General features: G+C 54.0%; 23 protein-coding genes. All 23 read left to right on the plus strand.

The genetic code is table 11. The features are described from left to right. Positions 1 to 79: 79 nt before the first annotated feature. Complete coding sequence (locus tag QMG93_RS23415; RefSeq protein ID WP_010500431.1) at positions 80 to 445, plus strand: NADH-quinone oxidoreductase subunit A; 366 nt, start codon at positions 80 to 82, stop codon at positions 443 to 445. Beyond that, positions 430 to 948 (plus strand): NuoB/complex I 20 kDa subunit family protein, encoded by a 519-nt coding sequence (locus QMG93_RS23420; RefSeq protein ID WP_010500430.1) that lies wholly within the window; start codon positions 430 to 432, stop codon positions 946 to 948. The genes QMG93_RS23415 and QMG93_RS23420 overlap by 16 nt, the downstream gene beginning before the upstream one ends. Further along, entirely contained in the window at positions 945 to 2,048 is a 1,104-nt protein-coding gene (locus QMG93_RS23425; RefSeq protein ID WP_281940788.1) for an NADH-quinone oxidoreductase subunit C, read from the plus strand. The genes QMG93_RS23420 and QMG93_RS23425 overlap by 4 nt, the downstream gene beginning before the upstream one ends. Before the next feature lie 6 nt (positions 2,049 to 2,054). After that, positions 2,055 to 3,158, plus strand: a complete 1,104-nt coding sequence (locus QMG93_RS23430; RefSeq protein ID WP_253414095.1) for an NADH-quinone oxidoreductase subunit D — start codon at positions 2,055 to 2,057, stop codon at positions 3,156 to 3,158. After that, complete coding sequence (gene nuoH / locus QMG93_RS23435; RefSeq protein ID WP_281940792.1) at positions 3,158 to 4,165, plus strand: NADH-quinone oxidoreductase subunit NuoH; 1,008 nt, start codon at positions 3,158 to 3,160, stop codon at positions 4,163 to 4,165. Before QMG93_RS23430 ends, nuoH begins: the two co-directional genes overlap by 1 nt. A 45-nt stretch (positions 4,166 to 4,210) precedes the next feature. Next, on the plus strand, positions 4,211 to 4,654 hold the full coding sequence (gene nuoI, locus QMG93_RS23440; RefSeq protein WP_090672266.1) for an NADH-quinone oxidoreductase subunit NuoI: 444 nt from the start codon (positions 4,211 to 4,213) through the stop codon (positions 4,652 to 4,654). Further along, positions 4,654 to 5,181, plus strand: a complete 528-nt coding sequence (locus QMG93_RS23445) for an NADH-quinone oxidoreductase subunit J (protein WP_281940795.1) — start codon at positions 4,654 to 4,656, stop codon at positions 5,179 to 5,181. The genes nuoI and QMG93_RS23445 overlap by 1 nt, the downstream gene beginning before the upstream one ends. Before the next feature lie 3 nt (positions 5,182 to 5,184). After that, the gene (gene nuoK / locus QMG93_RS23450; protein WP_010499416.1) at positions 5,185 to 5,502 is read left to right on the plus strand and encodes an NADH-quinone oxidoreductase subunit NuoK; all 318 of its coding nucleotides are present in this window, start codon (positions 5,185 to 5,187) and stop codon (positions 5,500 to 5,502) included. A gap of 112 nt (positions 5,503 to 5,614) precedes the next feature. Then, positions 5,615 to 7,510 carry an NADH-quinone oxidoreductase subunit L gene (nuoL, locus tag QMG93_RS23455; protein ID WP_281940798.1) on the plus strand — a complete coding sequence of 632 codons (1,896 nt, stop codon included), beginning with the start codon at positions 5,615 to 5,617 and terminating at the stop codon, positions 7,508 to 7,510. Then, entirely contained in the window at positions 7,500 to 9,131 is a 1,632-nt protein-coding gene (locus QMG93_RS23460) for a complex I subunit 4 family protein (RefSeq protein WP_281940800.1), read from the plus strand. The genes nuoL and QMG93_RS23460 overlap by 11 nt, the downstream gene beginning before the upstream one ends. A 4-nt stretch (positions 9,132 to 9,135) precedes the next feature. Further along, positions 9,136 to 10,650: an NADH-quinone oxidoreductase subunit N gene (locus QMG93_RS23465; RefSeq protein WP_281940802.1), complete on the plus strand. Its 1,515-nt coding sequence runs from the start codon at positions 9,136 to 9,138 to the stop codon at positions 10,648 to 10,650. Between the two features lie 203 nt (positions 10,651 to 10,853). Further along, complete coding sequence (locus tag QMG93_RS23470) at positions 10,854 to 13,373, plus strand: S8 family serine peptidase (RefSeq protein ID WP_281940804.1); 2,520 nt, start codon at positions 10,854 to 10,856, stop codon at positions 13,371 to 13,373. 73 nt (positions 13,374 to 13,446) lie between these two features. Beyond that, on the plus strand, positions 13,447 to 13,698 hold the full coding sequence (locus tag QMG93_RS23475; RefSeq protein ID WP_036683147.1) for a DUF1146 family protein: 252 nt from the start codon (positions 13,447 to 13,449) through the stop codon (positions 13,696 to 13,698). Positions 13,699 to 13,843: 145 nt separating this feature from the next. Further along, positions 13,844 to 15,169: a UDP-N-acetylglucosamine 1-carboxyvinyltransferase gene (gene murA, locus QMG93_RS23480; protein ID WP_281940885.1), complete on the plus strand. Its 1,326-nt coding sequence runs from the start codon at positions 13,844 to 13,846 to the stop codon at positions 15,167 to 15,169. A 168-nt stretch (positions 15,170 to 15,337) separates the two neighbouring features. Next, positions 15,338 to 16,393, plus strand: coding sequence for a stage II sporulation protein D (spoIID, locus tag QMG93_RS23485; protein ID WP_281940808.1), 1,056 nt, complete (start codon positions 15,338 to 15,340; stop codon positions 16,391 to 16,393). A gap of 67 nt (positions 16,394 to 16,460) precedes the next feature. Beyond that, positions 16,461 to 17,192: a M23 family metallopeptidase gene (locus QMG93_RS23490; protein ID WP_281940810.1), complete on the plus strand. Its 732-nt coding sequence runs from the start codon at positions 16,461 to 16,463 to the stop codon at positions 17,190 to 17,192. 193 nt (positions 17,193 to 17,385) lie between these two features. Then, positions 17,386 to 17,673, plus strand: a complete 288-nt coding sequence (gene spoIIID / locus QMG93_RS23495; RefSeq protein ID WP_036682840.1) for a sporulation transcriptional regulator SpoIIID — start codon at positions 17,386 to 17,388, stop codon at positions 17,671 to 17,673. Positions 17,674 to 17,954: 281 nt separating this feature from the next. Continuing rightward, positions 17,955 to 18,953 carry a rod shape-determining protein gene (locus tag QMG93_RS23500; RefSeq protein ID WP_127462355.1) on the plus strand — a complete coding sequence of 333 codons (999 nt, stop codon included), beginning with the start codon at positions 17,955 to 17,957 and terminating at the stop codon, positions 18,951 to 18,953. Between the two features lie 14 nt (positions 18,954 to 18,967). After that, entirely contained in the window at positions 18,968 to 19,861 is an 894-nt protein-coding gene (locus QMG93_RS23505) for a flagellar hook-basal body protein (protein ID WP_281940816.1), read from the plus strand. A gap of 57 nt (positions 19,862 to 19,918) precedes the next feature. Then, on the plus strand, positions 19,919 to 20,794 hold the full coding sequence (locus QMG93_RS23510; RefSeq protein ID WP_281940818.1) for a flagellar hook-basal body protein: 876 nt from the start codon (positions 19,919 to 19,921) through the stop codon (positions 20,792 to 20,794). A 28-nt stretch (positions 20,795 to 20,822) separates the two neighbouring features. Then, positions 20,823 to 21,041 carry a DNA-directed RNA polymerase subunit beta gene (locus QMG93_RS23515; protein WP_281940820.1) on the plus strand — a complete coding sequence of 73 codons (219 nt, stop codon included), beginning with the start codon at positions 20,823 to 20,825 and terminating at the stop codon, positions 21,039 to 21,041. 129 nt (positions 21,042 to 21,170) lie between these two features. After that, positions 21,171 to 21,692, plus strand: coding sequence for a CDP-alcohol phosphatidyltransferase family protein (locus QMG93_RS23520; protein WP_281940821.1), 522 nt, complete (start codon positions 21,171 to 21,173; stop codon positions 21,690 to 21,692). Between the two features lie 168 nt (positions 21,693 to 21,860). After that, positions 21,861 to 22,304: a 3-hydroxyacyl-ACP dehydratase FabZ gene (gene fabZ / locus QMG93_RS23525; RefSeq protein ID WP_281940823.1), complete on the plus strand. Its 444-nt coding sequence runs from the start codon at positions 21,861 to 21,863 to the stop codon at positions 22,302 to 22,304. Positions 22,305 to 22,335: the final 31 nt, after the last annotated feature.

Raw genomic sequence — 22,335 nt, forward strand, 5'->3', positions numbered from 1 at the left:
AGGCATAACATTAACAACTGTCCTGCAAAAGCAAAATGCAGGCGGGACCCAATATAATAAGGGAGGCGGTTCGTTCGCGATGTACATGAACAATTACGTGGTCGTAACGATTTTTCTCTTCTTAGCGGTATTGCTTCCAATTGCAGCGCTTACAATCGGTCGCTGGCTCCGTCCCTACAAACCGGTGGAGGAAAAGTATACGACTTATGAAAGCGGTAACGAGCCGGTAGGTACGGGTCATGTCCGTTTCAACATCCGGTATTACCTCTTCGCGCTGATGTTTGTCATCTTCGATGTGGAAACTGTATTTTTGTACCCATGGGCCGTTGCGTATAAGCAATTAGGCTTGTTTGCGCTTGTAGAGATGTGCATATTTGTGGGCTTGTTGGTCATAGGCTTACTCTACGCTTGGAAGAAGAAGGTGCTGCAATGGACTTCAATTTAGAGAGCATTACGCCGGAGGAACGGCAGGAGCTGGAGCGCAACGTATTCATGACGACGCTCGAGCAGGTGAAGGCGTGGGCCCGCAGCAACTCGCTGTGGCCGTTGACTTTCGGACTTGCTTGCTGTGCTATCGAAATGATGGGCACGGGCGCGTCCCATTACGATTTGGATCGTTTCGGCGTTATTTTCCGGACGTCCCCGCGCCAGTCGGATGTGATGATCGTCGCCGGTACGGTGACGAAGAAGATGGCCCCACTCTTGAGGCGCTTGTACGAGCAGATGCCGGAGCCGAAGTGGGTCATTGCGATGGGCTCCTGTGCCACGGCAGGCGGCCCATATGTGAAATCGTACGCGGTAGTGAAGGGCGTTGACCAAGTTGTTCCGGTCGATGTGTATATTCCCGGCTGTCCGCCGAATCCGGCCGCCCTGATCTATGGCATCAACAAGCTGCAGGAAAAAATCCGCTATGAAGCGAAAACCGGTAAGCAGGTGACCAATCGATGAGCGAGGAGCAAAAGCGAGAGAAAGCTGATGCGGCCGCTGCGGAAGAGCAGAAGCAAGCGAAAGCGGACGCCAATGCAAAGCCGTCGGGCGATCAAGTGGAGACCATTTCAGACGAGCAACCGACGGCGGCCGAAAATGCGAAAGCGAACGCAGGCGAGCCGTCTGCGAGCGATAGAGTGAAAGCGGGTGCAGAGGCACGCAGCGGCGACACGAAAGCCGCTGGCGGCGAAGCGCCCGAGGCGAAGCCCGCTCCCGCGGCGGCGTCGATGAGCGGCGAGCCGACGGCAGCGCCGGGCGCCGACATCGCCAAAGCGGGCGGCGCAGGCGAGCCGCCGGGCGGGTACGCCGAGGCGAAGCCGGCAGCGCCGCAGGCCGACGCCGAAGGCGCACAGCCGCGCGAAGCGGCCGCCGGCGGCAGCGAGCCTGCCGCGGAGGCGCGGAAGCCGCGGGCCGCGAAGGCCGCCGTAGGCGAGCCCGGCGACGCGCCGGAGGCGGAGCGAGCAGCGCCGAGCGACGCCGAGAAGGAGGCGAAAGCGAAAGCCGCCGCCGAGGCGAGAGCCGCGCGGGCGAACGCGCGCGCCGCGAAAGCGGAAGGGGCGGAGCCCGAGGCGCCGAAGGAGCCGTCGCCGAACCAGCCGCTGGTGGACCGGCTCGTGGCGATTTTGAAAGATTTTCGCGAGGATGCGGTCGAAGAAGCTTTTATTAATGAAAAAGACGGTCATATTCCTTATGTTATTGTCAAAGCCGAGGCTTGGCCGGACGTGGCGGAGCTGCTGCGGACGCATGAGGAGCTGAAGCTGAACTACTTGCGCAATTTGTCCGGGATCGATATGGAGACACATATGGAAGTGGCCTACCATATCATCTCATTAGAAACGAAGCGCAATTATTGCGTGAAAGTGAAGACGGACCGGGAATCGCCGTCCATTCCTTCCGTGACGCCGATTTGGCCAACGGCCAATTGGAACGAACGGGAAGTCTACGATTTGTTCGGAATCGATTTTCCGGGACATCCCGACCTGCGCCGGATTATGATGTCTGACGATTGGATCGGACACCCGCTGCGCAAAGATTATGAGCCGCTCGACCCGGAGGTGTGATGAAGTTTGGCCATTAGAACGGAAGAACTGCTGCTGAACGTAGGCCCGCAGCATCCGAGTACGCATGGAGTGTTTCGGATCGTCGTCAAGCTCGACGGCGAAATCATCACGGAAGCGATCCCGGTCATGGGATATCTGCACCGGGGAACGGAGAAGCTGGCCGAAAATTTAACTTACACCCAAATTATTCCTTATACAGACCGGCTGGACTATGTATCGGCGATGACGAACAATTACGTGCTTGTCAATGCCGTGGAGAAGCTCATGCAGTTGGAAATCCCGGAAAAAGCGGAATTCCTGCGATTGATCGTGATGGAACTCCAGCGGGTCGCCAGCCATATGGTTTGGTGGGGCACGTATTTGCTTGATATCGGGGCGATGAGCCCGTTCTTGTTCGCGTTCCGCGACCGGGAGATTATTATCGACCTGTTCAACGAGCTATGCGGCGCCCGGCTGACGTACAACTATATGCGGGTCGGCGGAGTCAAGTGGGATGCGCCGGAAGGCTGGATTCAGAAGGTGCGCGAGTTTGTCCCTTACATGAGGGGTAAGCTGGACCAATATAACGATTTGGTGAGTGGCAACGAAATTTTTCTGGCCCGGATCAAGGGCGTCGGCAAATACGACGCGGAGACGGCTATTGCCTACGGGCTGAGCGGCGCGAATCTGCGCTGTACGGGGGTAAACTGGGACCTGCGGAAGGACCAGCCTTACAGCATTTACAATCGTTTCGATTTCGACGTCCCGGTAAGCACGGGCGGCGATTGCTACGCCAGATATTTGCTGCGGCTGGAGGAAATCCACCAATCGCTGCGCATTCTGGAGCAGGCGGTCGAGCAGTTCCCGGCGGAAGGCGAGATCATGGGCAAGGTGCCTCGTGTGCTTCGTCCCGCCGAAGGGGAGGTATATGCCGGTATCGAATCGCCGCGCGGTGAAATCGGCTGCCATATTATTTCCAAAGGAAAAGATAAGCCGTACCGCCTGAAATTCCGCAGACCGTCATTCGTCAATCTGCAGATCCTGCCGAAGCTGCTGGTCGGCGAAACGATGACGAACCTGATCACCATTCTCGGAGGCATCGATATCGTTGTCGGGGAGGTAGATAGCTGATGCCGGATTTATTGCAAGAGCCGTTAACATGGACGAATACGGCCATTTTTTTCGCATGGGGCGTCGTGCTGCTTTTGATCGTGCTTGGCTTTGTGACGTATGCGATCTACTTCGAGCGTAAGGTCATCGGCTGGATGCAGCTGAGGATCGGCCCGAACCGCGTCGGCCCCCTCGGACTGCTGCAATCCGTCGCGGACGTATTCAAACTCTTAATCAAAGAAGATACGATTCCGAAAAAAGCCGAGCGCGAGCTCTTCATCCTCGCTCCGGTGATTACGTTTATTCCTGCGTTTACGGTCATTGCGGCCATTCCGTTCACGGACCGGCTGATCAGCAGCGACCTGAACGTTGGAGTGCTGTACTATGTCGCGCTTTCTGGAATCTCCACCATCGGCATCGTGCTCGGCGGCTGGGCTTCCAATAACAAATACGCCCTGCTCGGCGGAATGCGCTCCGCTGCCCAGATGATCAGCTACGAAATTCCGCTGGTTATCTCCATCGTAGGCGTCGTGATGATGTCCGGCAGCATGAACCTTCGCACGATCGTGGAAGGACAGGCGGGCGGGTTCTGGCACTGGAACTTTTTGCCACAAATTATCGGCTTTGCCGTGTTTGTCGTTGCCGCCGTTTCGGAGCTGAACCGGACGCCCTTCGACTTGCCTGAGGCTGAGTCGGAGCTTGTTGCAGGCTACCACGTTGAGTACAGCGGTTTCCGCTTTGCCTTTTTCATGCTTGCCGAATACGTCTATGTGTTCGCCATTGCCGGCTTGACGACGACCGTGTTTTTGGGAGGGTGGCAGGCGCCGCTTCCGTTCCTCGATTTTATCCCGGGGATCATCTGGTTTTTGCTGAAGTTTGCGTTCATCGTATTTTTCCTGTTCTGGCTGCGCGCAACGATGCCTCGGATTCGGGTGGACCAACTGATGGGACTCGGCTGGAAGGTACTGCTGCCGCTGGCGCTGGTTAATATTTTTGTAACGGCCATCTATATGGCGATTGCGATGTAACAAGGACCCGGCAGCCGGATGCCGAGGATGAAAGGGTGATTGACTATGAAGGGCATCATGAAGGGACTGGGCGTGACCTTTAAATCCATGACCCAGAAAAAAGTGACCTACGCTTATCCCGACGTTCCGCTTCAAATGCCGGACCGGTTCCGGGGCATCCAGCATTTTGACCCCGAGAAGTGCATTGTCTGCAACCAATGCGCGCGCATTTGCCCGACGGAGTGCATCAATCTGGTCGGCAAGCCGAACCCGGACCCCGAAAAAAAGGGAAAAGTGATCGATACGTACGATATTAATTTTGAAATTTGCATCTTGTGCGATCTGTGCACGGAAGTATGTCCGACCGAAGCGATCGTGATGACCAACAACTTCGAGCTGAGCACATACAGCCGCGACGATTTGTTCAAAAACCTGCAATGGCTGAACGAGAACAATCACAACGTGCGCAAGGAGAACAACTCGGCGCTTCCGAAAGGCGGGGCGAAATAATGTTCGGAAATATCGTCGATTTTTTGTCCCGTGGCGAAAATATCGCATTTTTCATCTGTGCGCTGCTTGCCATCGGCGGGGCGATTTTCATGCTCAGCTTTACCAAAGTGGTCCACATGGTCGTGGCTGTGGCGCTGACGTTCATCAGCCTGGCCGGGCTGTATGTCGTCCTCGAAGCGGAATTTGTGGCCGTCGTTCAGATTTTGATCTATGCGGGCGCCATCTCCATTCTGATGATTTTCGGGATCATGATGACCAAGCATACGAAGGAAGAGGAAGAAGAGCCGAAGCGGCCGTGGCATAACGGACTATTGTTCGTCGGGGCGGCGGGACTGTTCGGCGTCATCTTCTACGCGATCCAGAAGTCGCAGCTTCCTTCCGGCGAATACCCGTCGATGCAGGACAATACGATGGAGATCGGGAAGCTGCTGTTTTCCAACCATGTGATCCCGTTCGAGTTGATGTCGGTGCTGCTTACGGTCGCTTTCATCGGTGCGATCATCGTGGCGAAGAGAGAGGAGGACTGAGGGATGGGAGCTACCGGACTGGCTACGCCTTACTTGACGCTGGCAGCAATTCTATTTTGCATCGGATTGTATGGAGCGCTCTCGAAAAAGCACGCCGTTATCGTCTTGCTGTCTGTCGAGCTGATGCTCAACAGCGTCAACCTGAACCTCGTCGCTTTTTCCAAGCTGGGCGTCAACCCCGGATTAACTGGGCAAATTTTCTCGCTGTTTAACATTACGGTGGCCGCGGCGGAAGTGGCTGTCGGCATTGCGATACTGATTGCGCTGTACCGCAACAAAGGAACAACGGATGTCAACGAGATGGACTCGATGAAGCGATAGCGCAGCTTCCGCAAGCGCTTGTCCGGAGCCGGGAAGGGATATCCGGACAAGAAATCAGAGATCGTGTTCTTAGGCAAGCTTGCGGCAATCTCTTGGAGGAGGACTTAAGCCCATGGTATCGGCTTATTCGCAATACGCTTGGCTCATCCCGTTGTTCCCTTTGCTGTCGTTTCTCATTTTAACGGCGGTGGGGCGCAGTCTGCGGGAGACGGGCGCTTATATCAGCATAGTGGCCGTGTTCGCTTCGTTCGCCCTGTCCGTCCTTATTTTCTGGGAACGGATCGGCGGGAACGTCGAAGATTTCACGTGGAACAAATTGCAATGGCTCCATCTTGGCAACATTACGTTGAACATGGGCTTCGAGGTTACGAATTTGAATGCGCTCATGCTGGTCATCGTGACTTTTGTCAGCTTGCTGGTCAATATTTATTCCAAAGGCTATATGCACGGGGACGAGCGAATTAACGTGTTTTTCGCTTATATCGCTCTGTTTACGTTCTCCATGCTCGGACTTGTTATCTCGGAGAACCTGGTGCAGTTCTACATATTCTGGGAGCTGGTCGGCGTCTGCTCGTTCCTGCTCGTAGGCTTCTGGTATTTCAAGCCGGAGGCTCGGGCGGCTGCCAAGAAGGCGTTCATCGTCACCCGGATCGGCGACGTCGGGTTGTTTCTCGGCATTCTGCTGCTGTTCTGGGTTATGCCGAGCCATGCACTCGACTTTAGCTCGATTCATAATGCGCTGTCCGGCGGAAAAATTTCCGGCGATATGGCGACTTGGATCGCCATTCTGATCTTCGTCGGCGCCATCGGCAAATCCGGCCAATTCCCGCTGCACACGTGGCTTCCGGACGCGATGGAAGGCCCGACGCCGATCAGTGCGCTGATCCATGCCGCGACGATGGTTGCTGCCGGCGTGTATCTCGTAGCGCGGACATTTGATATTTTCACCGCATCGCCCGTGGCTTTGACCGTGGTCGCTACGGTCGGGGCGTTTACGGCGATTTTCGCCGCCACAATCGGTACGGCGCAGAACGATATTAAGCGGATCTTGGCCTATTCTACGGTCAGCCAGCTCGGCTACATGATGATGGCACTGGGCATCGGCACGACCGTGGCGTATACGGCCGGCATTTTCCACTTGTTCACACATGCGTTCTTCAAGGCACTGCTTTTCCTCGGCGCAGGCAGCGTCATTCATGCGGTGCACACGCAGAACATTCACGAAATGGGCGGCGTTGGCAGCAAAATGAAAATTACGGCGTGGACGTTCGCCATCGGCGCGCTTGCGCTCAGCGGGATCGTGCCGCTGTCCGGCTTCTGGTCCAAGGATGCGATTCTTGCTGAAGCGTATAACACCGGACATACCGGATTGTTCTGGGTCGGACTGATCGCAGCGTTTTTTACGGCATTTTATATGTCGCGCCTGTTCTTTCTGGTATTCATGGGCAAGTCCCGGCAAAAGGAAAATCACGGTCCGGTTCACGAATCTCCAGGCTCTATGACCTTCCCGCTTATCGTGCTGGCGGTTCTTGCCGTCGTAGCCGGCTTCGTCTTCACGCCGTTCAATCCGTGGCTGGGCTCGTGGCTGACCGGACATGCGGAAGAAGAGCATGCTTCCTGGTTCGTCATGGTGATGTCCAATGTCGTCGGTTTGCTTGGGATCGGGCTGGGGTATCTCGTCTATCTCAAACGCGTGATTTCGGCGGATGCCTTCACGGCTGGTGTGCCTTGGCTGTACCGGCTGCTTAACCGCAAATATTACATCGATGAGCTGTATCAGGCGATCATCGTGCGTCCGCTTCAGGGAATCGGGTCTTTGCTGCACCTGTTCGACGTCTATGTGGTCGACGGCGTCGTTCGTTTGGCCGCCTATACCGTAACCGGCCTCGGACGTCTCGGGTCCCGGATGCAGAACGGACAGGTACAATCGTACGGACTGATCACGCTGCTCGGGCTGTTGATTTTGATGCTGGCCATTGCGGGAAGGAGGTTCATCGATGCCGGATAGTATTCCTATTTTATCGCTCATCGCTTTTTCACCGCTCATCGGTGTGCTGATCCTGATGTTTACGCCTAAGACGCAGGGCCAGTGGATCAAAGCGACGGCGATTGTCGCGACGCTCATTCCGTTGGTGCTGTCCGCTTGGCTTTACGGGCAGTTCAACCATAATCTCGAAGGCATGCAGTTCAGAGAAGAGGTACCGTGGATCCTCGTTCCGTTGAACAAAGAGACGCAGGGACTCAGTCAATTGACGGCTTATTTCTTCGAGTTCAAGTATACGATGGCTGTTGACGGCCTTTCGCTGCCGCTCGTCTTATTGACCGCGATTGTCGCAACGATGGCTGCACTGGCGTCGGTGTACATCAAGAAACGCTGGAAATCGTATTTTATTTGGTTCCTGCTCCTCGAAACCGGCATGTTCGGCGTCTTTATGGCACAGGATCTGTTCTTGTTCTTCGTCTTCTTCGAGCTGACGCTGATCCCGATGTTCTTCCTGATCGGCATTTGGGGATACATGGACCGGGAACGTGCGGCGAACAAGTTCTTAATCTATAACGGAATTGGTTCAGCGATTATGCTGATTGCTTTTCTCATCCTCGTCAGTACGGCGGGTTTCGGCCAAACGATGGGGGATAACGGCATTTCGATCCATTATTCCGGCGATATCAACGTCATTATGGAGCATCTGTTCCAGAGCGCGGATTCGTATGTGAATCAAGGCGATCTGGAGGGCAACCCGTTCTATTTGAGCGAAACGCTGAAATGGGTGCTGTTCCTAATGATGCTCGTAGCCTTCGGCATCAAGCTGCCGATTTTCCCGTTCCATACGTGGATGCTGAAAGTACATACGGAAGCGCCGCCGTCGATCGTTATGATTCACTCCGGCATTTTGCTGAAAATGGGCGCTTACGGCTTGATCCGCTTCGGGATTCTGCTGTTCCCGCAGCAGGCGGTGCAGTGGGCTGCCGTACTGGCGATTCTCGGTGTGATCAACATCGTATACGGTGCAATTCTGGCCTTCGTGCAAAAGGAGTTCAAGCTGGTGCTGGCTTACTCCAGTATTAGCCACATGGGCATCGTACTGGTCGGCATTGCCGCGTTTAACCCGGCAGGTCTGGAAGGAGCCGTATTCCAGCTCGTCTCTCACGGTCTCATCTCGGCGCTGCTGTTCCTGCTTGTCGGAAGCATTTATGAGCGCACACAGACGACGGAGCTCGATCAGCTTGGCGGCCTGGCCAAATCGGTACCGTTCATTTCCGGGATTCTGCTTGTAGCCGGGATGGCCTCGCTCGGTCTGCCCGGGTTGTCCGGCTTCATCGGCGAGTTTCTAGCCTTCCTGGGCTTGTTCGAGAAGTATAAGATCATTACGGCCGTCGGGGCGCTTGGGATTATTCTGGCTGCGGTCTACGTGCTTCGCGGGGTGCTCGGAATCACATACGGACCGCAGAAGACGACGCTGCCGGAAATGCGGGACGCACGGCTGATCGAAGCGATTCCAATGATTGCGCTTGTCGCTTTCATCGTGGTACTCGGGATTTACCCGGGCGTGCTGAGCAATCCGCTGCATCAAACCGTCAGCAGCTTCGATCAATTCATTCACAGCGTTTCTGCGAAGATAGGGGGTTAGACCGGTGGAACCGATACGTCTTGAGCTAAGTGATCTGGCTCTGCTGGCTCCGGAGCTGACGCTTGTCGTCGCCGCTGTGGTGTTGTCGCTGCTTGATCTGCTGCTGCCGCGTCAGATAAACCGGACCTGGCTGGGCTGGCTGTCGCTGGCGGGCATTATAATCGCCGCTTTATTTGCGGTCGGGCAGCTCAACCCTGCAGAACCGAAGCAGTTGCTTAACTTCAGCTACCGGGCCGACGATTTTGCGGCCATCCTGAAGCTGGTGCTGCTGGCGGGAGCCGGGCTGATTACGCTAATGAGCATCGGCTCGGTAAAAGAAGATGAAATTCCGCATATCGGCGAATTTTATTATTTGCTTCTGCCAGCGACGCTCGGCGGTATGATTATGGCTTCGTCCGGCGATCTGATCACCATCTTCGTCGGATTGGAGCTGCTCAGTATCACCTCGTATATTTTGGTAGCCATGCGCAAAAAAGACAAGCGCTCGAACGAGGCAGCTTTCAAATACCTTGTGCTCGGCGGTGTATCGTCAGCTGTCATTCTGTACGGAATGTCCTTCTTGTACGGTATGACGGGCTCGACGGTGATTAAGGAAATTAATGCGGGACTGGGGCAAGCGTCCCATGGAATGCTTCCGCTCGTTTATTTAAGCTTTTTCCTGCTGCTTGCGGGCTTTGGCTTCAAAGTCGCGGTGGCGCCGTTCCATATGTGGGCTCCGGACGTATACCAAGGAGCTCCGACGCCGGTTACCGCTTTTCTGGCGGTCGTGTCGAAGGCGGCGGCATTTGCGATTCTGTTCCGGTTCATGTACAACGTCTATGCGATCGGGGATCTGATGAATCTTCCGTTCCATAAGGACGTCTTGCTATCCTTGATGGTCGTGGCGGCTGCTGCGATGATTGTCGGTAACTTCATTGCTCTGCGGCAAACGAACATGAAGCGGCTGCTGGCCTACTCTGGGATTGCCAACTCCGGCTATTTGATGGTGCCGATCGCGATTCAGTTCTCGATGATGCATTATTCGAATTTCGCTGAGTTCGCTTTTTACCTCATCGCCTACCTGTTCATGAACATCGGGATTTTGGCGGTGCTGATGATCGTCGAACGCTCGACGGGCGACGATGAGATCAAGGGCTTGGCCGGCCTGTATTACCGGGCGCCGGGAACGGCTGTCGCAGCTGTGCTGCTGGTGCTGTCTCTGGCCGGGCTGCCGGTTTCCGGCGGTTTCTTCGGGAAGCTGTACATTTTGCTCGGCACGCTGCAGACGCAGCATTACTGGCTTGCGGCGATTATGATCGGAACGAGCGTCGTTTCGTACTACTTCTACTTCGGCATGATCCGCCAAATGTTCATGCGCAGCGAAGACGTAGCGCAGCCGATCCCCACGAGCGTTCCGCTTAGCGTAACGATGTGGCTATGCGCAGCCGCGAGCGTAGTGCTCGGCTTGTTCCCGCACTGGTTGCTCGGCTACTTGGAGCGCATCTTCTCGCTTACGCAGGATTTGTTCATATTTAGCTAGTCCGGGTGGACGTATTGTTCCGCTCGTCCATGCGAAACCCCGCTTTTCCTTGACCGGAAAGGCGGGGTTTTTCGACGTATATGTCTGAATGGTGAAAATTTGCTCTCAGGCTTTCAATTCCAGTTGCAGGGATTCGGCTTAAAGCTTAGAATGAGATAATGGGGTTAGGCTGAAGAAAATCATGATAAAGGATTCTGAATGCGATGAACGGCATACATCTTAAACATACAATATACTCATCATTCTTAGGCCTCACGATTTTCCTCACTAGCACCGGTACGGTCTATGCTTTGGAGGCGGACGATCCGTTCTATGCCAAGCAGACTTACCTTAAGCAAATTCATATGAACGAAGCCTGGAATGTGACGCAGAGCAACAGCGGCATGATCATCGCGGTCGTCGATACAGGAGTGGATTTGGCGCATCCCGATTTGAAGCCTAATTTGGTGCCGGGCGTCAACCTGATTCATTCGAAACAGCCGCCGGCGGACGACAACGGCCATGGCACCAACGTAGCGGGTGTCATAGGCGCTGTGGGAAATAACGACCGGGGCGTTGCCGGCATGCTGTGGAACGCCCGGATCATGCCGATTAAAGCGCTTGAAGCGGACGGGTCCGGCGGCGAGCAGAAGCTCGGTGAAGGGATTCGCTATGCTATCGATCATGGCGCCAAGATTGTTGTTCTCTCGCTCGGCCTTAATAAATACTCCGCCTACATGAATGATATCGTACGGTACGCGGAGGAAAGAGATGTGCTGCTGGTAGCCGCTACGGGCAACGAAGGCAACCGCGTCAAATATCCGGCGGCGTACCCTACCGTCCTCGCGGTTGGCGGAGTGAATGCCAACGGTACGGTGAACGAATTGTCCAACACGGGTCCGGAGGTCGACGTGGTCGCGCCTTGGGATGTGTTCACGACGGCGATAGGCGGCTCGTACGAAGCGAAGGACGGCACGTCGATGGCTGCACCGCAAGTCGCTGCTGCCGCCGCACTGCTGTGGGGACGGAATCCGGAGATGAAAGCGTATCAGATTCGTCAATGGATTCGCCAAACTGCGGAGGACTTAACCGGAAAAGGTTGGAATCCACGCACCGGCTACGGCTTGCTTCGGGTAGACCGATTGCTCAATGAGCCTTATTTGGCCGACATGTACGAACCGAACAACCGTAAGGATCAGGCCAAAGTAATCTCCGCCAGCAAAAAAATTACCGCATCCTTCTCGGACGGCACGGACAACGACTGGTATGCCACGGATGCCTCCTACGACGGAACCGTAAATGTTACGCTGGAGCTCGATAGCAGCTTGTCGGTAAATGTACAGCATACGGACGCTTCCGGCGTGTTGACAACCAAAACCGTGCAAGGAGGCCAGACGGTTCCGTTCAAAGTATCGAAGGGGCGCAGTTATTTTCAACTCCAGCTTAGCGACCGCAACCGCAAAGTGGAGACGCCTTACGGACTGACGACTTCCTTTGACATTTACCGCGATCCGTACGAAGACAACGATCGCCAGTTCAAAGCGTACGTGCTGCCTTCCCGGAGCGTGAAGGTCAAGGGGACGTTCCACCAATACAATGATGTGGACTGGTACGAATTCCCGGTTACCCAAACCGGTTCGTTGCGCATTCATGTGACGACCGATACGGCGCGAATCGACCCGGTGCTTCTCGTTCAAAAGCAAGGAGAGAAGTCGGTGACGATCGACGAAGAGGATGACGGCGCAACGGAGTCATACTCCTTGCCCGAAGTATTCCCGGGAACCTATTACATTCGGGTTACTAACGTGAAGGATTATACGAACCCGGTTGTTGGCGAATACACGCTCGCGATCGAGTACGACGCGAAGCTGATCGATCCGAACGAACCGAATAATCGCTCTTATCAGGCGACTGCCATCTCGATGGATACTCCTTATAACGGCCTGCTCGATAAGTCGGACGACGTGGATTGGTTCCAATTCAAGGTGGAAGAGGAAAGCTTCGTTCGGGTCGGACTTAGCGACATCCCTTCCGGCGTAAGCATGTATATGCATTTATACGATGGGTCGATGAATTCGATGGCGACCTCGATGAACAACGGCTCGGCCGATTCGCAGGAGTTGTCCGGCCGCTTCAAGCCGGGGACGTACTATCTGAAGCTGACTTCCAACCGGCCGTTCGATAACCGTATGTATCAGCTACTCGTGAACGCCAAGCCGCTGATCGGCGGCTATACCGATATTCGAGGGCATTGGGCGCAAAATGCGATCTTGAATTTGACCGGCAAACAGGTCATTAACGGATATGACAATTACACGTTCCAGCCCGACCGGCCGATTACCCGTGCCGAAGCGACGGCGGTTATCTCGCGGGCGTTCCGGCTGTCAAAGCAAAAAGCGGTCAGCTACTCGGATTTGCCGGAGACGCATTGGGCCTACGATCATGTGGCCCGGGCGACGCAGGCGGGTATTATCGAAGGTTACCCGGACCAGACGTTTGCACCGGATCAGCCGGTCACTCGCATGGAGATGACGGCGATGCTGGCACGCAGCATGAACATGACGGGTAAACGAAGAGGCGCCCTTCCGTTCACCGACGTGGATGAAGAGTATTGGGGCACCGGCTTGCTCAAGCAGATGAAAGCCGAAGGACTGGTCGGAGGCTATGCAGATGGCTCGTTCCGGCCCGAGCAGCAGGCAACCCGGGCCGAGTTCGTCCAGCTGCTGATGGGGATTCTGAAATAAACGGGCCCGGAAGCGGTCAATACGGCTGTTGCCGGACCGGGATACTTCGGTGAAAGCGGGGAATGCTTTTTCCATGGATTATTTGGATCAAATGAGCGCGTCGATGGGACTCAAGGGGATGATCAACATTGTGGTTGTCCTGGTCTTCATCGGCGTCTCTTGGTGGGCTCTGCAGGAGCTGAAGCTGGAGATGATGCTGCGACGCCCCAAAAGCGCCCAGGCCAAAATGCTGCAAATCCTGCTCTCGATCGCGCTAGGGTATCAAACCGCCCGCTTCGTGATCGACTATTTGGAGTGGTCGACTTGGTTCTCCGGAATGTTCTGAAAAAACATTTTTTCGAATAACCGAGGAGAATGTTGTCAACAATGGTTAGTACAACCGTTAAAAAATCCGCTCGGGCCACGAATGGTATCGTGACCGGCTAAAGACTATGCAACCGCAAGCAGAAATTACGCGGAGGGGGATCATGATGAGCAAAATAATCGTCCGCGGCGGCAAAAAGCTATCCGGCAGGGTAAAAATAAACGGCGCGAAAAACGCTGTCCTGCCGATCATCGCAGCCTCGATCTTAGGAACGGATGGAGTCAGCGTCATTCACGACGCGCCTCCTCTGGATGACGTCCTTGTCATTAACAAGGTGCTTGAAAGTCTGGGAATCAAGATTGAATATAAACATGAAACGGTCCGCATCGATGCATCCAAAATCGATACGTGCGAGGCCTCCTATGATCTGGTAAGAAAAATGCGGGCGTCGTTTCTGGTCATGGGCCCGCTGTTAGCCCGTGTCGGCCAAGCGCGCATATCGCTGCCTGGAGGATGCGCAATCGGTACGCGTCCGATCGACCAGCATCTGAAAGGCTTCGAGGCGATGGGCGCAGAGATTGAGCTCGGCCAAGGGTATATTGAAGCGAGGGTGAGCGGACGATTAAAGGGTGCCAAGGTGTACCTCGATGTCGCCAGTGTAGGAGCGACGGAGAACATTATGATGGCCGCGGCGCTTGCCGAAGGCACGACCTTAATTGAGAACGCCGCCAAGGAGCCGGAGATCGTCGATCTGGCGAACTATCTTAACGCGATGGGCGCCAAAATCCGCGGAGCGGGTACGGGCATCATCCGCATCGACGGCGTATCGAAGCTTACCGGTGCAGTACATACGGTCATTCCCGACCGCATTGAAGCAGGTACATATATGATTGCCGCCGCCATCACGAACAGCGATTTGTACATCGAAGGAGCAATTGGCGACCATTTGCGTCCAGTCATTTCCAAGATGCAGGAGATGGGCGTGCAAATTCAAGAAGATGAGAACGGCCTCCGGGTGTATACGGATCGTCCTCTGCGTGCGGTAGATCTTAAAACGCTGCCTTATCCCGGCTTCCCTACCGACATGCAGTCGCAGATGATGGCCCTGCTGCTCATGGCAGACGGGACCAGCCTGGTTACCGAGACGGTGTTCGAGAATCGTTTTATGCATGTGGAGCAAATGCTGAACATGAATGCGCAGATTAAGGTGGAGGGCCGTACAGCGGTTGTCAGCGGCGGAAGCAAGCTCCAAGGGGCCAAGGTGTGTGCAACCGACCTGCGAGCCGGAGCGGCGCTTGTTTTGGCTGCGCTTGCGGCCGACGGCGATACGGAGATTATCGGCATTCATCATATTGACCGGGGCTATGTGGATATTGCTGAGAAGCTCAGCACGCTGGGGGCGGACATTCGCCGGATTCCTGTCGAGATCGTCGATACGGAAGAAGAGGAACAAACGCTCCCGCTGTTCGCCGTGCAGCCAAGCCTCGCTTAACACATATGGCTTCTATTCTCTTGGAACGGGAACCGACTCTTTCATTCGGAAAGGGTCGGTTCTCTTTCTTTTGAGGTTCTATTCTATCTTTTCGGTTCATAAGATGGTGTTACCTGCAGCCGCAGCGCCTGATTATGGAGAGCCGACAAAAGATGGAGGAACCCGTTGATGAAGTACAAGCTGACCCGGACGCAACAATCTTGGATTCGCTGGCTGGCCGTATGGCTGACCAGCTTCACAGCTGTCGTCGTGCTGGTACCCGGACTGCTCGTACGTACGGGGCCCGGAAAGGAGCCTGCGCCTGCGCCGCCTGCTGCAGAGCAGCCATCCGCAGCGCGGCAGCAGGACGAACTGCTTGTTCCCGTTTACCGGGCAAAGGAGAAGAGAACGGAGAAAATGGCCCTCGAGCAGTATGTGCGGGGAGTCGTCGCGGCGGAGATGCCCATCGAATTCGAGTCGGAGGCGCTCAAAGCCCAAGCGATGGCTGCACGCACCTATATCGTCCGAAGGCTGCTCGACGGCGACCAGAGCAATGTCCCGGATGCCAGTGCGCTTGTGACGGATACGATCAGCCACCAAGTTTATGTCACCGACGAGGAGCTAAAGCAGCGCTGGGGCGACGATGCGTTCCTCTCCCGTATGGACAAGCTAAAACGGGCGGTAGAGGAAACAAGAGATCTCGTCCTAACCTATCAAGGGAAGCCGATCGAAGCGAGCTTTTTTTCTACCAGCAACGGGTATACGGAAAATTCGGAAGACTACTGGAACTTCAACGTTCCGTATTTGCGAAGCGTACCGAGCCCTTGGGATGCTAAGCTGTCGCCGCGCTATAAAGAGACGGTAGCTTTTACGTCCAAAGAGCTGCAGCGCAAGCTGGGGTTGCCCGGCGCCGTGCCGGTATCGGCCGGAAGCTCTCTAGGCATCAAGGTGATAGAGAAGAGTCAAGGAAACCGGATCAAGAAGCTGTCAATAGGCGGAAAGCTATTTACCGGAAGAGAGGTTCGAGAGAAGCTCGGACTGAATTCCAGCCAGTTTCAATGGACATGGAGCGACGGAGAATGGCGGTTTACGACATTCGGCTACGGGCATGGCGTAGGGATGAGCCAATGGGGCGCCAACGGGATGGCGATGGAAGGACGCAAAGCGGAGGACATTGTGAAGTACTATTATACCGGCATAGCCATCGATCGGGCTTCCAATCTATTGAAAGGAAAAACTTTCTAATAAAATAGGTTTTCCCGCGTATAAATCTCGCGAACCTGGCAAGAATGGTTAGCGAGGTGATATACAAATGAGTGAACAAAAAAGAGATTTGGTCCAAGAAGAAGCTCCTAAATCTACCGAAGGAGCCCAAAGCGGCACATCGTCATCCTGGAAAAGATTGCTCGCCAAGAAGTGGGTATTTCCGGCAACGTACATAGCAGCTGCGGCAATCATCTTAACGTTAATGTGGTGGTACCAAGGGTCCAGCATCACGAAGCCTGACAAAAATGTCAGTCTTGATGCTACGAAATCCGGTACGGTCACAGGAAACGTCTCGGGTACCGATGCGGTAGCTACCAACGCGAAACAGGAAACGATGCAATGGCCGGTCAAAGAACGCAGCGAATTGGATGTCGTGCTTCCTTTCTTCGATAATAAAGCGTCGAACGAAGTGCGGCAAGCCGCGATGGTCGAGTACGGCGATACCTTCACCCCGCATATGGGTATGGATTTCGCAAGACACGACAATCAAGCGTTTGACGTATTGGCCGTCATGGGCGGTAAGGTCACGGCGGTACAGAAAGATCCGGTCGTCGGCAACTTGGTGGAAATTACGCACAGCAACGGGCTTGTTTCGGTCTATCAAAGCTTGGCCGAAGTCAAGGTCGCCAAAGACGCCGAAGTGAAGAAGGGCGACATCATCGCCAAGGCGGGACGCAACGAGCTTGAAAAAGATCAAGGCAACCATTTGCACTTCGAATTGCGTCAAGGTCAAGGCGGCCCGGCAGTTAATCCGGAGCAATACCTCGGAGAACATTAATATCGGCGGATCGACAGGCAGGGGATCGTTTCCTCTGCCTTTTTATTTTCGCGGAACGGATGTGTCTTATGAAAAAACGCTTGTCCTTGAAATAATTGTTCGCTGCGGGCTTGTCAGCCTTCCGAAACAAAGAATATAAGCGTGCGCCCCTCATATAATGTACCAAACTAACTCGAGTAGGGAGGCGAGGGGAGTGCACGATTACATCAAAGAGCGAACCATTAAGATAGGCCGCTGCCTGGTGGAGACCAAGCATACGGTTCGCACCATAGCCAAGGAATTCGGCGTTTCCAAAAGCACGGTGCACAAGGACTTGACGGAACGTCTGCCGGAGATTAATCCGGAGCTTGCCAATCAGGTGAAGCATATCTTGGAATATCATAAGTCCATCCGTCACCTGCGCGGGGGAGAGGCCACCAAGATTAAATACCGGAAAACCCGCAGCCCGAAGGCGCAAGAGAAGCTCGTTACCGTTAAGTAAAACCGGCCCCGTTACAGGGCGCGTTTCCAGCCGTACCGTGAGCTGTATTTCCCAACGCGGAGGTAGGCCTATAGCCCTTGGATACAAACGGGCCTCCGCGCCGCTGACGGTACGCCCCTTCTCCCGAACCGGCCGGAGACGAAGCGATATTTGTCGAAAAATCGTTCAAAAAAAAGAGGAATTTTGAAATACATGGCGAATTTACCTAAGTAACGTATATAATAGAAGTGCCACTTCTTTTACAATAAGGATGGACGGTTGGTTAGGGAGGATCAATAGGAATGTTAAGCAAGGATATCGGCATAGATCTCGGGACTGCGAACGTCCTGATTCATGTGAAAGGTCGGGGCGTTGTCCTGGATGAGCCGTCCGTCGTCGCCATCGAAAGCGATATAAAGCGAGTGCTGGCCGTGGGCGAAGAAGCGCGCCGCATGGTTGGCCGGACGCCCGGAAATATTGTGGCGATCCGTCCGCTGAGAGACGGAGTTATTGCCGACTTTGAAATAACGGAAATGATGCTGAAGTATTTTATCAATAAAGTCGGCGGGAAGAACTGGTACAGTCACCCCCGTATTTTGATCTGCGCTCCGACGAACATCACGTCAGTAGAGCAGAAAGCCATTCGGGAAGCGGCCGAACGGAGCGGGGCACGCGAAGTGTTTTTGGAAGAAGAGCCTAAGGCTGCGGCCATCGGCGCCGGAATGGATATTTTCCAACCGAGCGGCAACATGGTCGTAGATATCGGCGGAGGTACGACGGATGTGGCCGTATTGTCCATGGGCGACATCGTTACCTCCTCTTCTATTAAAATCGCAGGGGACAAGTTCGACTCTGCCATTATGAAATATATTAAAAGCAAGTACAAGCTCTTGATCGGCGAACGTACAAGCGAGGATATTAAAGTCCGCATCGGAACGGTGCATCCGGATGGCAAGCGCGAGACGATGGATATCCGCGGCAGAGATATGGTGAGCGGACTGCCGTTAACGGTGACCATCAATTCGCAGGAAATTCAAGAAGCGCTGTCGGAGCCGGTATCGTCTATTGTGGCGGCTGCCAAGAGCGTGTTGGAACGTACGCCTCCGGAGCTTTCGGCCGATATTATCGACCGCGGCGTTATTTTGACCGGCGGCGGCGCGATGCTGCACGGCATCGATCAATTGCTGGCGGACGAGCTTAAGGTGCCCATCCTGATTGCGGAAGATCCGATGCATTGCGTTGTAAAAGGAACCGGCATTATGTTGGACAACCTGGATAAAGTAACCAAGCGCAAATTTTAGGAGGGTAACCATCGATGTTAAGAGGCCTGTATACCGCCGCTTCCGGCATGATCGCACAGCAGCGCAAGCACGATATCGTTACCAATAATATTGCCAACCTCAACACCCCCGGCTTTAAAAGCGGCAACGGAATTAACCGGTCGTTCCCGGAAATTCTCATTTCCCGGGTACGCAGCGGCAAGGACGAACCGGGTTCGGTGCCTGTCGGCCGGATTAATACAGGGGTTATGGCGGAGGAGAATGTTTCTCTGCATGCGCAAGGCGATATTCAGGAAACGAAGAACCCTTTTGACTTCGCTTTGATTTCAGATATTCAGGTGCCGGGTGCCCGCTTTGACAGCTCAGGCAAGTACGTGGATCAGAACGGACAACGGGTGATTCAGCCCCAAGCTTTCTTTACGATCTTGAACGCGGCGGGCGAACAACGCTATTCCCTGAACGGCAAATTTTCGTTGGATGCCAACGGACGGCTGATCGATTCCGAAGGACATTCGGTGTTAGGTCGCGACGGACAACCTATCGTGCTGATGGATGCGGGTACACCGGTCACGAATTTCCGTATGACCCGTACGGGACAGTTCACCAATGCAGAAGGTCAGCCGATATTGGGGGCGAACGGACAACCGTTGACGCTGCTTATTACCCGGGTGGAAGATCCGAACCAACTGGTCCGCGAGGGCAACGGGCTGTACCGCTTAAATGCCCAGGATCAAGGCGCGTTCCGGCCGATTGACGCTCAAGACCAGGTTGAAGTGCGGCAAGGCTATGTCGAGCGCTCCAACGTGGATTCCAGCCAGTCCATGGTCGATATGATGTCGGCTTTACGGGCTTATGAAGCTAATCAAAAGATGATTCAGTATTACGATAAAAGCATGGAGAAAGCAGCCAACGAAATCGGCCGCGTCTAATCCGCCATTATATATAGCTCGTCCAGCTGAGAAACACCCCTTACAGGAGGAGTTCACGTGAATCATTCGATGATCAATTCATCCGTTTCGATGCATGCGCTTCAGCAAAAGCTCGATATGCTTGCGAATAATATGGCCAACGTCAACAATACGGGCTATAAACGCCGGGAAGCTTCGTTTCAAGACGTTTTGACCAACGTGAAGCAGCAGCCCCGCGGTTTTCAAAAGGAAGGCCGGCTTACGCCGCTTGGATACAACCAAGGATGGGGGGCCAAGCTTGCGGCATCCCAATTGAATATGAGTCAAGGCTCGCTGAAGCCAACGAACAACCCGCTTGACGTGGCGATTGAAGGGGCGGGACTGTTTGAAATATCCACAGCTTCCGTAGATGCAGCGGGCAATCCGGTTAGAGAAACTCGTTGGACGCGAGATGGTTCCTTCGAGCTGTCGCCTTCGGGAGATCCGCAAAACCCTGACGGTTTGATTTTGACTACGAAGGACGGTCATTACGTGATGGGGGCCGACAACAATCCAATTCGCGTGCCGAACAACCACCAGATACAAATTCAAGCGGATGGGACGATTTTGGCCCATGATGAAGCGGATCCTAATGCGGAGGCAGTTCCGGTCGGGCAAATCAAAATGGTGCGCGTGGTTCGTCCTCAGCTTTTGCAGCAGCTCGGCGATAATGTATTCGGATTGCCTTCCGATATTACCGCACAGCAGCGGGATGACATCTTGGAGCCCGTAACGGCAGGGAACAACACGGTTGACCCGATTACGGTGCGCCAAGGCTTTTTGGAACAGTCAAATGTCAGTCTTGCAGATGAAATGACCGAGCTCATCATGGTTCAGCGGGCGTTTCAGTTGAATTCCCGCGCAGTATCATCGTCCGATCAAATGATGAACTTGGCCAACAACTTGCGCGGCTAACGGCATTACGCAAAGCGAGGTAGGGAACTTGAGCGATAACCGAAAGAAGGCGCCTGCGGAACCGAAAAGATGGAAGAAAGCGGTTTTTACGTTCCTGAAGTGGACGTGGATTCCGTTCACTGGCATAGTGGCGCTTTTAGTAGGGCTTGCGGTCGGGTACGTTTATATAGGAAAACAAGATATTCATGAGGTCCTCAATTTAAATACGTGGCGTCATGCGTTCGATTTGATCTTTGCCGATACGTAGTGATAAACTCCCGGGTAAGGGAGTTTTATTTTTTTCCTGATAAAGGTATAATGTATGGATGGGAAGCGTTATAGAGAGAGAATCGAGCTGCGCCGATACCTTGAGTGGCTCAGAGGGGGACGCTATTTCGTGTGGAACTTGCCCAATGTACTGACCGTATGCCGCTTTGTTCTGATTCCCGTTTACCTTGTGGTATTTGGAACAGGATATATCAAAAGCGCCTTTTTCGTCCTGCTTATTGCAGGGCTTACCGACGTACTGGACGGCTACATCGCACGGAAACGAAATTTGGTCACCGAGCTTGGCAGCATGTTGGACCCGCTCGCGGACAAGCTGATGATGATCACCGTCATCTTGTCGCTGGTGTTCTCCCAGATGATTTCGTGGCAAGCTGCAGGAGCCATGTTTTTACGGGACGCGGGCATGATCGTAGGATCAGCGATTTTTCATTTTCGGGGCAAAAAGACCGTTCCGGCGAATGCGATGGGGAAATTGACGACCGTCTTGTATTATGTTGCCATTCTGCTGATCGTTTTCGAGCTTCCATACGCTCATGCGTATTTATGGTTTGTCATCGCCGTATCGTTCGTCACCTCTATTATTTATATTCTTCAGTTCAAGCTGCTGAACAAACGTGGCTTGCATTCATAAGGGAACCCTATTCGAAATAAAAAGAGCTCATGCCCAGATTCACCTTACCGGTAAATCCGTACATAAGCTCCCTTATATCAACCTTCACTGCTGCAGCTCATGAAGGGACATTTGTATTGTAAGTTGAACCAGACGTTTTTATACTCACTCAGGAAAGGAGCATCTGCCTTGTTAGATGCCGTTCAAATTCAAAAGATCATTCCGCACCGTTACCCGTTTTTGTTGGTGGACCGCATAGTAGAAGTTGAAGCGGGCGTGAAATCCGTAGGTATTAAAAACGTAACGATCAACGAACCGTTTTTTCAGGGACATTTCCCGGGATTCCCCGTCATGCCAGGGGTGCTGATTGTCGAAGCTCTTGCGCAGGTCGGTGCCGTAGCCCTATTGCAACTGGAAGCAAACCATGGGAAAATCGGGTTGCTTGCAGGGATCGACAATTTTCGGTTCCGCGGCCAAGTGAAGCCGGGAGATACGTTAACGTTAGAGGTAATGATTACACGATCGAAAGGCATCATCGGCAAAGGGAAGGCAACAGCCAAAGTCGGTGATAAAGTCGTCGCGGAAGGCGAAATCATGTTCGCGCTTCAAGAGGATAACACCGATCATAATTAACATAAATACATAAAATTTCGGGTAGAGGAGA

It is taken from the genome of Paenibacillus tyrphae (genome assembly GCF_027925525.1).
Classification (GTDB): Bacteria; Bacillota; Bacilli; order Paenibacillales; family NBRC-103111; genus Paenibacillus_G; species Paenibacillus_G tyrfis_B.